General features: G+C 44.4%; 10 protein-coding genes. 9 read left to right on the forward strand and 1 reads right to left on the reverse strand.

The window, feature by feature from the left end:
* The first annotated feature begins 1 nt into the window (after window position 1).
* From flgE to flgL, 8 genes are all read left to right on the forward strand, one after another.
* Window positions 2–1,387, forward strand: a complete 1,386-nt coding sequence (flgE, locus tag ACXAFM_RS14030; protein WP_474831630.1) for a flagellar hook protein FlgE — start codon at window positions 2–4, stop codon at window positions 1,385–1,387.
* 225 nt (window positions 1,388–1,612) lie between these two features.
* The gene (locus ACXAFM_RS14035; RefSeq protein WP_474831628.1) at window positions 1,613–2,356 is read left to right on the forward strand and encodes a flagellar basal body rod protein FlgF; all 744 of its coding nucleotides are present in this window, start codon (window positions 1,613–1,615) and stop codon (window positions 2,354–2,356) included.
* Window positions 2,357–2,402: 46 nt separating this feature from the next.
* Window positions 2,403–3,191, forward strand: a complete 789-nt coding sequence (flgG, locus tag ACXAFM_RS14040; protein ID WP_014948598.1) for a flagellar basal-body rod protein FlgG — start codon at window positions 2,403–2,405, stop codon at window positions 3,189–3,191.
* Window positions 3,192–3,202: 11 nt separating this feature from the next.
* Window positions 3,203–3,883, forward strand: coding sequence for a flagellar basal body L-ring protein FlgH (gene flgH, locus ACXAFM_RS14045; protein WP_474831626.1), 681 nt, complete (start codon window positions 3,203–3,205; stop codon window positions 3,881–3,883).
* Window positions 3,884–3,904: 21 nt separating this feature from the next.
* Entirely contained in the window at window positions 3,905–5,017 is a 1,113-nt protein-coding gene (locus ACXAFM_RS14050) for a flagellar basal body P-ring protein FlgI (protein ID WP_474831623.1), read from the forward strand.
* 61 nt (window positions 5,018–5,078) lie between these two features.
* The gene (flgJ, locus tag ACXAFM_RS14055; RefSeq protein ID WP_474831621.1) at window positions 5,079–6,029 is read left to right on the forward strand and encodes a flagellar assembly peptidoglycan hydrolase FlgJ; all 951 of its coding nucleotides are present in this window, start codon (window positions 5,079–5,081) and stop codon (window positions 6,027–6,029) included.
* Window positions 6,030–6,057: 28 nt separating this feature from the next.
* Window positions 6,058–8,100 carry a flagellar hook-associated protein FlgK gene (gene flgK / locus ACXAFM_RS14060; protein ID WP_474834938.1) on the forward strand — a complete coding sequence of 681 codons (2,043 nt, stop codon included), beginning with the start codon at window positions 6,058–6,060 and terminating at the stop codon, window positions 8,098–8,100.
* 7 nt (window positions 8,101–8,107) lie between these two features.
* Window positions 8,108–9,331 (forward strand): flagellar hook-associated protein FlgL, encoded by a 1,224-nt coding sequence (gene flgL / locus ACXAFM_RS14065; protein WP_474834940.1) that lies wholly within the window; start codon window positions 8,108–8,110, stop codon window positions 9,329–9,331.
* Here the strand turns inward: flgL and ACXAFM_RS14070 are convergent.
* Complete coding sequence (locus ACXAFM_RS14070) at window positions 9,328–10,314, reverse strand: hypothetical protein (protein ID WP_474834942.1); 987 nt, start codon at window positions 10,312–10,314, stop codon at window positions 9,328–9,330. The genes flgL and ACXAFM_RS14070 overlap by 4 nt on opposite strands.
* Window positions 10,315–10,553: 239 nt before the next feature.
* On the opposite strand from ACXAFM_RS14070, the gene ACXAFM_RS14075 reads away from it, so the two are divergent.
* Window positions 10,554–11,405, forward strand: a complete 852-nt coding sequence (locus ACXAFM_RS14075) for a flagellin N-terminal helical domain-containing protein (RefSeq protein WP_474834944.1) — start codon at window positions 10,554–10,556, stop codon at window positions 11,403–11,405.
* Window positions 11,406–12,130: the final 725 nt, after the last annotated feature.

Raw genomic sequence — 12,130 nt, forward strand, 5'->3', positions numbered from 1 at the left:
AATGTCTTTTAATATTGCACTGAGTGGCGTATCGGCCGCACAAAAAGATTTGGATGTAACCGCCAACAACATCGCAAACGTAAATACAGTTGGCTTTAAAGAATCTCGTGCTGAATTTGGTGATGTTTATGCTGCATCATTGTTGGCAGGTGGCAAAACAAAAGTGGGTGATGGTGTACTTACCCAAGAGGTTGCGCAGCAATTTTCTCAAGGTAGCCTGCAGTTTACTAACACGTCGCTTGATCTCGCGATTACAGGTAATGGTTTCTTTGCAACGGTACCTGAAATTACGTCTCGTGACTTTTCGTTTACTCGTGCTGGTCAATTCAAGCTCGATAGTGACAATTTCGTGGTGAATAGTAATGGCGATAATCTTCTGGGTTTCCCAGTAAACGCTGATGGAACCAGTGCATCAGTTGCGCTGAGTACTACAGAACCTGTTCGTATTCCGGATTCTTCAGGCTCACCGCAGCAAACCTCTGAAGTTGATATTCGTATGAATCTTCCTGCCGGTGATCTTGGACTAGACCCTCAAGACTTCAACCCTGAAGATCCGTTGACGTATAACGCAGCAACATCGGTTACCGTTTATGATTCTTTGGGTGATAGTCATGTTATGACCTATTATTTTATCAAAGACGGTTCACCTGGCGTTGATAATGAATGGTATGTGGCCACAGCAGTCGACGATACCCTCGTTGATATGACAGACTCTACGGGTGCCGATACTGACCCAGCCACAGCAGTTAACTCGGTTGGCGGTAATACAGGTAATGCAGTAACTGCATCTAAACTTATCTTCTCTCAAGGCGGTGATTTTTCTGGTATGGAAACGCCAGATGGCTTACCAACGTTAGATTTCAAGATGCAAACTGAAGCATTGGGCGCTGGTATTCTTGCAAATGGCTCAGACCCTACGCAGCAGATTAGCATTGACTTCAACCTCGATGTAAATAACGCCACGCCTAATGAGCCAACGCAGTTTGCATCTGCTTTTGAAGTAACGTCATTAGAACAAGATGGTCTGCCAGTAGGACGACTCACGGGTATTGATATTGGCCCAGACGGCTTGGTACGTGCCACTTTCTCTAACGGAACCTCTGAGCCGATTGTTCGTGTGGCGCTTGTTCGCTTCTCTAACGAGCAAGGCCTAACGCAAGAAAGCAGTACTCAGTGGAAAGAGAGTATTCTTTCAGGTGAGGCACTCGCGGGTGAAGCAACAACCGGTACCTTCGGTGAGATTAATTCATCAGCCCTTGAACAAGCTAACGTTAACCTGACAACCGAGCTTATCGATATGATTATCGCTCAGCGTAACTTCCAGGCTAACTCACGAGCGCTTGAGGTAAATAATTCACTGAACCAGACTATCCTGAACATCCGATAGTTAAGGTAAAGCGCCGTTTATTTGAATATAAAAGCGGCAATACATTGGCGTATAAGCCCTCCATTATTGCCGATATTTACAAGAGCCGCACAACCGCGGCTCTTTTATTTTCCTTTAAATATCAATTTAATACCTTTCATATTTTCTATCTGAGTTAAAAACCCACAGATTGGCATCGCCTTTGCAAAATCTTGTTTAAGGTTTAATCAGAGTCAAAAGTCAGTCATGGACAAACTTCTCTATATTTCAGCGAGTGGCGCATCTCAAGACCTATTAGGTACGGGGATTAGAGCCAATAACTTAGCCAACGCGCAGACAACCGGGTTTAGAGCTCAATTAGAGCAAGCGAGATCGATGCCGGCTTACGGTGAAGGTTTGCCAACCCGCGTATTTTCTATGACTGAAAGCCCGTCTAACAATTATGAGTCGGGCCCTATGATTAAAACGGACCGAGATTTAGATGTGGCCATTCAAGGGGATGGTTGGTTTGCGGTACAAGATCAAAATGGTCAAGAAGCTTATTCCCGTGATGGCAACTTCAAACTAGGCGATGACGGAATTTTGACAGACATTCACGACCGTGTGGTGCTAGGTGACAACGGGCCGATTTTTTTACCTGTGCCTCTTGATAACCTAAACATTGCTGCTGACGGCACCTTGTCAATGAGACAGTTAGGCGCCCCGGCAAATGTTATCGAAGAAGTGGGTCGCCTTAAGTTAGTCTCGCCTAATTACGCGGATATGGAGCGCGGCACCGACGGCTTATTTAGAATGGAAGATGGCTCCATTGCGCCGGCCAATGCCAACGTCAAAGTAATGTCTGGCATGCTTGAAGGCTCAAACGTTAATGCTGTTGAAGAGATGGTAGACATGATAAGTCTTCAACGTCACTACGAGTTACAAGTCAAAATGATGAAGCAGGCAGAAGAGCTTGATACTCGCGGTAACCAGTTGCTGCGCATACTGTAAATGAATTTTAAACACCGTTGCCCTTTGAGCAACGTCGGAGGTTAACATGCATCCAGCACTATGGATTAGTAAAACCGGACTAGACGCCGCACAAACCGATGTGGCAGTGGTGTCTAACAACTTAGCAAACGCATCAACTGTAGGCTTTAAAAAAGACCGCGCAGTATTTGAAGATTTGCTTTATCAGAATATCAATCAGCCAGGCGGTCGTTCTTCTGCTGACACCGAACTACCATCTGGACTAATGCTTGGTTCAGGTTCAAAAGTGGTCGCTACGCAAAAAGCACATACGCAGGGCAACTTGCTCACCACTGAAAATGCGTTGGATATGTCAATTCAAGGTCGTGGTTATTTTGAAATTTTGCAGCCCGACGGCACGATTGCTTACTCAAGAAATGGTCAATTTTCCTTAAACGACCAAGGGCAAATTGTTACCTCTGGCGCTGGTTTCTTACTTCAGCCTGAAGTAGCTATTCCTGAAGATGCGCAGCAAATCACTATCTCGCAAGATGGTGAAATCAGCGTGAGCATCCGCGGTCAAGCTGAACCTCAGGTATTGGGGCAGTTAAATATTTCTGATTTTGTGAATCCGACGGGGCTTCAGCCTACCGGACAAAACCTTTATGTAGAGACGGCATCGAGCGGTGCACCTATTCAAGGTATCCCTGGGCTTCAAGGTTTAGGTTATATCTCTCAAGGAACCCTTGAAACGTCAAATGTAAACGTGACCGAAGAGTTGGTAAACCTGATCGAAAGCCAGCGTTTGTATGAGATGAACTCAAAAGTTATCTCGTCAGTTGACCAAATGCTTGGTCAGGTTATTCAGCAACTTTAGTAGGTAGCGTCATGCGTATTTTAGGTTTATCTGTTGCACTATTTTTACTTGGCGGTTGCGCCAGTACAAACGAACCTCCTGTTCAGGCAAATGATCCCTCGTTTGCGCCAGTAGTGCCAGATTACCCGCGTGAAACGGTGGTTGAAGACGGTTCGCTATTTCGTTCGTACATGGCAAACAGTTTGTACTCTGATGTTACCGCCAGACGAGTGGGCGACATTATTACGGTTACTTTGAACGAAAGTACGTCAGCCAGTAAGTCTGCTGACACCACTACAGCTAAAGATACTAATGTAAACCTAGATACGATAACCGGCCTAGGTGGTCAGGCGGTAAATATTGGTGGCCAATCTATTCAATTAGGGATCGGATCTTCTCGCGACTTTAGCGGTGATGCTGCAGCTAACCAAAGCAACAGTTTAGATGGTGCCATTTCTGTAACGGTTGTAGATGTATTGCCAAACAATAATTTGGTTATTCGCGGCGAGAAGTGGTTAACGCTGAACCATGGTGATGAGTACATCCGTTTAACAGGCATTATTCGCCCTGCAGATATTAGCCCTGAGAATGAGATAGTGTCCACGAAGGTAGCCAATGCTCGCATTCAATATTCGGGTACGGGTACATTTGCGAGAGCGCAAGAAAAGGGTTGGTTAACTAAGTTTTTCGATTCAACTTGGTGGCCTCTTTAGGTTTTTGGTAGGAGAGTGGACATGCGTTTATTTTCAGTCGTATTAGCCGTATTAACACTGCTTTTATCTTCACAAGCAGCGGCGCAGCGTATTAAAGATTTAGCAAGCATACAGGGCGTGCGTAGCAACCAATTAGTAGGGTATGGTCTTGTCGTTGGTTTACCTGGTACCGGCGAGCAAAGCCCATTCACCGAGCAAAGTTTTAGAACCATGCTAAGCAATTTTGGTATCAGCCTTGATGCTAATACCAAACCAAAAATTAAAAATGTGGCGGCGGTTGCTGTTCATGCCGAATTGCCTGCTTTCGCAAAACCGGGTCAAACCATTGATATCACGGTTTCTTCCGTTGGTGAAGCATCAAGCCTTCAAGGCGGAACACTTCTTCAAACGTTTCTTCGTGGTGTTGATGGCAAAGTCTATGCGGTAGCACAAGGTAGCTTAGTGGTTAGTGGGTTTGGTGCGCAGGGAGGCGATGGGTCGCGTATTGTCGTCAATACGCCTACCGTAGGCAGAATTCCAAATGGAGCTATGGTTGAACAATCGGTTCCTAGCGGTTTTGCGAATGGCGATACGCTGACCCTTAATCTTCATTACCCAGACTTTTCAACGGCAAAAGCACTTGCAGACACTATTAACGAGCGCTTAGGCGCACAACCTGAAAATGGCTACATAATTGCAAAACCCATCGACGCCGCATCTGTCCGAGTAACTGCTCCCCGGGATGTTGGCCAGCGAGTTGGCTTCTTGGCTACTCTGGAAAACTTTGAATTTACGCCGGCAGATGCACCAGCACGCGTTGTGATAAACAGCCGTACCGGCACAATCGTAATAGGCAGCGACGTACGCTTATTGCCTGCGGCCATTACACATGGCGGTTTAACAGTAACGATTTCTGAAAATCAGCAGGTTGCTCAACCCAATGCATTTGCTGACGGTGAGACAGTGGTGACCACACAGTCAATTGTAGATGTCGATTTAGCTGATAGCAGAATGTTCAAGTTCGAGCCAGGCGTCACTCTTGACCAACTAGTTCGCGCAGTTAATGAAGTGGGCGCGGCACCGGGGGATTTAATGGCAATTTTAGAAGCTTTACGCCAAGCGGGCGCTCTACGCGGCGAGCTTGTGATCATCTAAATCAAACAGTCTATACAAGCATCCGATAGGAATAATAAAGGGTTACAGCGGAATAAATACGATGGAATCACTAAGCACAAAAAATCAGCTTGATATGGCTCGTAATGTCCATGATATGGGTAGCATTAACAAAATGCGCGAAGCCATTGCGTCGGGTGATGAAACAGTATTGCAAGAAGCTGCCCAGCAGTTTGAAGCGATATTTGTGCAGATGATGTTGAAATCTATGCGTAAAGCGCAAGATGCGCTTGCCGATGAGAATAGCCCGTTCAATTCTCAACAAGTGAAGTTTTACCGCGATATGCACGACCAGCAGCTGGCTACAGATTTAACATCAGGCGGTGGCTTGGGGTTAGCTGATGTTATTGTGAAACAGTTAGGCCAAACCGAAAATAGTTATACGCCTGCTAGCGTTATAAGAAGTGACGGTGATATTTCATCGCTAAATAGAAGTCGTGAATACAAGGTCGCTGAGGCACAAGGCATAGCGCTTTCCTCTAATTCGATAAAAAGCCAGGCGGCACAAAAAGACGCCATGTTCGAGAGCCCAGAACAATTTGTTGAGAGCCTTATGCCTATCGCCGAGAAAGTGGCGGAGAAATACGGCATGGATCCAAGAGCAATCATTTCTCAGGCTGCGGTTGAAACAGGCTGGGGAAAATTTGTCATTCACAAATCTGATGGCACTAGTTCGCATAATCTGTTTGGCATAAAGGCGAATAAAGGCTGGCAAGGAGAACAGGCGGTGGTGGATACATTGGAATTCAACAATGGGCTGCCACAGAAACAAAAGGCTACCTTTAGGTCTTACGGTTCGGTTGAAGAAGCAATGGATGACTATGGCCGTTTTATTACCTCGCAGCCTCGCTACAGCCAAGCTGTGGAAAATGCTTCAGATGCTGCGCGTTATACAAGTGCGCTCCAAGACGCCGGTTACGCTACTGATCCTGAATATGCCAGCAAGATAATGGCTGTTTACAACAGCGAACGTCTCAGTGCGCTGATGCCATAGTTTAAGTGCTATAGGTGAGGAGAATACAGTGAGTTCTGTTGATTTATATTCATTAGCCACAAGTGGCGTAAACGCTAGCAACAAGTTACTTCAAACTACAAGTAACAATATTGCTAATGTGAATACGCCTGGCTATGTTCGCGAGCGCACCGAGCTTCAAAACAGCCAAGTATTTGGTGTTGAGATTGGCAACACTGAGCGGGTAATCAACGTATTTGCACAGAACCAGTTACGTCGCGATATTACTGCAGTGGGTGAGCTCGAAGCGTTTTCTAGTAAAACTACGGCAATAGACAATCTTCTAGCCAGTGAAGCTAACTCGATTTCAAAGGGACTAAGCGAATATTTTTCTGCGTTACAAACTGCCGCTGATGACCCAACAAATCTTGCATCTCGCGAACAGGTACTAAGTAAATCTGAATCACTTTACAACCGTATGAGAACGCTTTCTGACTATATGTTAGAAAAAGAAGAGGAACTCAATTTGGAGTTCACTTCAATGGTTAACAGAGCGAATACCTTAATAGGCAACATTGGTGATTTAAACCGCAATATTGTGATTGCCAACGGCAACAATACGAGCGACCAACCCAGTGCGTTGCTAAACGAGCGAGATCAGGCCATAGACGAGCTTGCCTCAATAATGGGGATCACGGTAAAAGAAAGCACCACCCAAAACGGCGCAGTTACTATTAATCTCACATCGGGCGAGTCTCTCGTACTAGAGAACGGTGCCTTTAATCTCTTTGAGTTAAGCTCTAGTGCCGATTTAACGACAAAAGAAATAAAGTTAGAAACTGACTTTGGTTCACAAACAAAGAACAATGCATCGTTACGAATTTTGGAAAGTGACCTTGGCGGCGCACTGGGTGGATTGTTCGAATATCGCAACGAAGTGCTTGGGCCGACAATGCGTGACGTCGGTCAACTGTCGGTTGCGTTCGCCGATGCGATGAATACGCAAAATAAATTGGGTATGGATTTAGACGGTCAAATTGGCGGTAACATTTTTGATATTCCTTCGTTCAGAGGCTTAGCCTACGAGGATACCAGTGGTGACTACGTAGTTACAGCGCAGGTAACTGAAGGCAAAGGCGCTGAATTAACTGACGCCGATTATAAAATTGAAGTCACCGCCGTTGCCGCTGGTGTACCCAGTGAAATTGAAATTACGTTTTTAAATCCAGATGGCACACCGAAAAAAGATGGTTCAGGTAATGACATCATTTTTTCAAACTTTGCCGTAACCCCTGGCTTTAACGAACTACCTGGTGGCATTGAAATAGACTTTTCAGGCAGCGATCCTTACACCGTTGGCAATGAGTTTCTAATTCAACCCACTAAAGACGTGGCTTCAAATATAAGTTTAGCCTCTAACCGTCCCGAAGATCTGGCCTTTGCTAATCCAGTAAGAGCCGGGGCTGATAGTACCAATTTAGGCAGTGCCAACGTAGTAGATGTAACTGTGTCAAATACGGAATTGGGTACTTCTGCCTTTGACGGGGCGGGTGGCCTTTTAAATTCAGCACCGGCTCAAATTAGCTTTACCGCTGCAGATACCTATGAGGTGTTAGATGGAAGCGGTACAGTATTAGCTACCGTTACAGGAACAACAAATTTAAATAACCTTATCAGTCAGGCTGGAATAAGCCCAGATCCTGGATTTGACCTAAGCTTAGACGGTGTACCAAAAGCTGGGGATAGCTTTTCGATTAGCTATAATACAGATGGCTTTAATGATAACAGCAATGCGCTTAATTTAGCTGCTCTTCAAAATGAAAACAAAGTTCAAGTGAGTAGTGAGGCAACCAATACGCCAAGAACCTTCCAAGATGCATACGCGTCTATGGTAGGGCGTATAGGTGAAGATGCATCAATGGCTAGTGTCTCATTGGCATCGGCTGAAGCAATGAAAGTGCAGTCGCAGAATTGGTTTGAGTCTGTGTCGGGCGTAAGTTTAGATGAAGAAGCTGCGAACTTGATAAAGTATCAGCAAAGTTATGCAGCAGCAGCGCGTATCTTATCTACGGCTCAAGAATTGTTTAATACCATTTTGCAGTCAGCAAGGTAGGTGATTTATGCGTATATCAACGAATCAAATATATGATCAAAACATGCGCTCGATTATGCAAAATCAGGGCGACTTGGCGAAAACCCAAGAGCAGTTGGCTTCTGGAAAGCGCATTATCACGCCCAGTGACGACCCTGTTGGCGCGGCGAAAGTACTTCGTTTAACCGAAGAAATTGATGAGCTTAACCAGTTTCAACGCAATAATGATTTGGTAACGGGGTCCCTTGAACAGCAAGAGGCTGTGCTTACCAACATTACCGAGTCAATTAATCGTGCGCGAACGCTTATCGTTCAGTCTGGCAATGGCATATTGTCTGACCCCGATAAGCGCGCAGTTGGCGCTGAATTAGAGCAAATCAAACTAGAAGTATTTGACCTGATGAACACCCAAGATGCAGATGGCAATTATTTGTATGCGGGCTTCCAGTCGGGCAACCAAGCGTTTGAATACAACCCAGCAGCGGGTGGCAATGCCATTACGTTTGCAGGCGACCCAGGTGTGAGTTTTGTTCAGCTATCAAATAGCTCTAAGATACAATCAACCAGTAACGGGTATGAAGTCTTCGAAAACGTACTTTCGCGTTTTAAATTTTCAGTTGATGGCACTACTGGGGCAACGGTTAATACAGCTGTGGTCAAACAGCAAGGCACATTTGATACCTTTTTTGATAAAAACTACGACCCAGTCAATGCGGCGAACAACGATTACCGCATTAATTTTCTGGCTACCGGGCAAGCTGAATTAGTTAACCAAGGAACCGGTGTCGTAGTTGATTCTGTTTCCTATACCTCTGGTCAGCCTTTTACCATTAAAGGGATGGAATTCGACGCCACAGCGGCTCCTGGTGATAGTATCGATTTATCGTTTGATGCGCCTGAGAAAAAAAGCATGGCCCAGTCTATTCACGAAATTCAAACCATTTTGATGGACTCTACTATTGATAACTCAGCGCTTCAGGAATCGATAGCAGACGCATTAGTAGGTTTAGATAACGGGCTTGAAAAGCTTTCTTTAGAGCGTGCCTCGATTGGTAGCCGGTTAAATATAGCCGAGAGTACTTACGAAAGTAACCTAGATATGGAAATTGCCGCGAAAGCACAGCGCTCGTCTATTCAGGATGTGGATTATGCCGAAGCATCTACTGAATTTGCGAAGCAAGAGACAGCGTTGAGTGCTGCATTAGCCACTTTTCCTAAAGTAGCTAACTTGTCGCTATTTGATTTTGTCTAGCGGTCATAATTTATCAAGTCATTAATGCCGCTCAAGTGCGCCAAGTAAACTCTGGCTTGATTGTCTATATGGCAAGAGTAGTAAGAGATGTAAAGGTTGTCGCCTTCAATCACCAAGCCAGGATAACTTGTATCTCCTCCGCTTGGCAGCGTTTTTAGCTCAGTAAGTATTTTAGTTACGCTATCAAATAACCATACCCTGGTTGTAAATTGATGTGAGCCCCAATCAACATGTCTTCCTGCAACGATATATAAGCTTTCACTTAACGCCACAGCTGCGGGACCACCAATATAGATCTCTAAATCATGCCAGCTCCATTTGGTATAAGGCGGTTTCGAAGTGCCAAATTGTGCACTGAAAGTATCGGCATCTCTTCTTAAAAATACCGAGGCATTTCCGTCATTATCAAACAAGATTGTGCTTTCATTGGGGTAACCTTTACCTTGTTTGTCCAAACAAAAAGCCTTTTCCTTATGGACGTGCATTGAACGCGTCGGATCGCCTTTATAGAGTGAAACTGAGTTCGCTCGTCGATTGTACGCAAAGCCATAAGCTTCTGAGTTATAGAAAGTATTGTTCCACAGCCACCAACCGCTTCTACCGTGATTATTCCCTGCAGACCAAGAATAGCCGGTGGTTGAGAAATAAGTCACCATTTTTGTGACCACTTTTCTATTATCAAGGAAGGATTTTGCATAGGTAGTAAGCATGAGACGAGAGCCATTGTATGAGAACTTCGGGTCTCGTAAATCGGCATTATCCTCTTTAATAATTACTCTGTTTCGAACTTGAAACGAAGCTTTATCAAGAGTTAATACAATAACCACTCCGTCAGTGCTGACATGGTTAGTAGCTTGTCGGTAACAGCACATCAAGGTTTTACGATTTTTGTCGAACGGATTTTCAATTAAATCAGTGAAAGCGCAATGGGCTGCAGGCTTGGATATGCGCTTTATGTCGAACAGCATCAAACTATTTTTCACGCCAAATCTCCCTTAAAAATCCATCAGTTATGTCGTGTCTTATCGTCAATCTACGGCAATATCTTACCGCCTATCGGCAAAAATCGTAATTTTTTCTAAAGGGATTCTAAATGATGTCGATACAGTTTCTGAGAGAGCCAGTTCATCAATTACCCCTCAGGTCTTGATGACTACTAAAACAAAACGTCGACAATGTCGACAGCCAGCGCACGCTGGACTGAGAGTGTAGGAGAGACTTTATGTCTATGTTCGTTAATACCAATGTATCCTCATTGAATGCCCAGCGTCAGCTTTTTGATGTTAGTAATTCTTTGAGTACGTCTTTTGAGCGCCTTTCTTCAGGCTTCCGTATCAACAGCGCTGCTGATGATGCTGCAGGTCTACAGATTACCGATCGAATGACATCACAAATTCAAGGCCTTAACCAAGCAGTACGTAATGCAAACGATGCGATTTCACTGTCGCAAACTGCTGAAGGTGCGCTTTCTGAAACCACGACGGCACTACAGCGTATTCGTACGCTAGCCATCCAATCGCAAAACGGTATCAACAGCTCTGCTGACCGTGTAGCACTTCAAAAAGAAGTATCTGCTTTGCGTACTGAGATTTCGCGTATCTCTACGACTACTCAGTTTGCGGGCGTAAATATCCTATCAGGTGATTTCTCTGCGAAATTCCTTGTAGGTGCAAACGCAGGTCAGACAATTTCTGTAAACCTTTCAAGCCCAACACTGACACGTGCAGGTGTTAATGGCTTCAGTGCGACTGGATTAAATATTACAGGTACCAACGTAGACGTACTTTCTAGCGAAAACGCTTCTGGTCTACTAGGTAAAATAGATAGCGCGATTTCTGCAATCGGTGGTCTACGTGCTGACTTAGGTGCGCTTCAAAACCGCTTTCAGTCTACAATTCGTAACTTAAGCAATATTTCAGAAAACGTATCAGCTGCACGTTCTCAAATTAAAGATACTGACTTTGCCACTGAGACAGCTAACCTAACACGTAACCAGATTATCCAGCAGGCAAGCACAACTGTGTTGTCGCAGGCAAATCAGCGCCCTCAGGCTGCATTGTCTCTATTGGGTTAATTGTTTAGCGAGAGTGGAGTCAGGAGGTAGTGCTCTAGTCCACGAGTCGATGGAAAAAAGCCGATACTCTTTGGAGTATCGGCTTTTTTATTTCAACGTCATGTAAAACCGTCGTTCACGCTAAACATGATACAGCGCCTTTTGAGTGAGCAATTAACTGTACGGATTGGTATTAATCACTTTATTTCTCCCCAACTAAATCTACCACTTCATCGCATACTGAAAAGCACGAGAGTGCCAATGCCGAGATTTTTAATTATTTTTCACTTACCACAAAATAATTGTAAAAAAGACTAAAGAAATTTTCCCAAAGTGACGATAACTATTACAAAGGGCGATATAACTCGTTTTATGTTTCCTAAGTCCAGAAAAGGATGGTTTATATCAAGGTTTATTGAATCCTGATATGTACTTTGTTTTATTTTATTTTTCTTAAAATTTTGTAAAAACAATGCTTTATATAGTCTGAAATAAATTTTTAAAAAGTTCTAAAGAAAATTTGTTTGAGTGACGATAAATAGAAAGGTTTGCTAAGAGTGGAGCTGCTGACCGGCGAGAATGAAGCCAGGAGGTAGTGAGAGGTTTGAGGTCTGGAACATCAAACCCACCAGTCAGCAAAGAGAAGTAACTTCTCTATGTAGCAATTTTACCGGTTAGTGTGCCGATAAAATGTCAGATTAGACTGACACCTTAACAAAGCACAGGCTATGCCAAAATTTTTAACC

Source organism: Alteromonas sp. ABD4_190 (assembly GCF_056160105.1).

What these genes read in the sequence shown, in the direction of transcription:
- flgE (WP_474831630.1), top strand. Translation starts at nt 2, where the DNA reads ATGTCTTTTAATATTGCACTGAGTGGCGTATCGGCCGCACAAAAAGAT.
- ACXAFM_RS14075 (WP_474834944.1), top strand. Translation starts at nt 10,554, where the DNA reads ATGTCTATGTTCGTTAATACCAATGTATCCTCATTGAATGCCCAGCGT.
- flgJ (WP_474831621.1), top strand. Translation starts at nt 5,079, where the DNA reads ATGGAATCACTAAGCACAAAAAATCAGCTTGATATGGCTCGTAATGTC.
- flgH (WP_474831626.1), top strand. Translation starts at nt 3,203, where the DNA reads ATGCGTATTTTAGGTTTATCTGTTGCACTATTTTTACTTGGCGGTTGC.
- ACXAFM_RS14035 (WP_474831628.1), top strand. Translation starts at nt 1,613, where the DNA reads ATGGACAAACTTCTCTATATTTCAGCGAGTGGCGCATCTCAAGACCTA.
- flgL (WP_474834940.1), top strand. Translation starts at nt 8,108, where the DNA reads ATGCGTATATCAACGAATCAAATATATGATCAAAACATGCGCTCGATT.
- ACXAFM_RS14050 (WP_474831623.1), top strand. Translation starts at nt 3,905, where the DNA reads ATGCGTTTATTTTCAGTCGTATTAGCCGTATTAACACTGCTTTTATCT.
- flgG (WP_014948598.1), top strand. Translation starts at nt 2,403, where the DNA reads ATGCATCCAGCACTATGGATTAGTAAAACCGGACTAGACGCCGCACAA.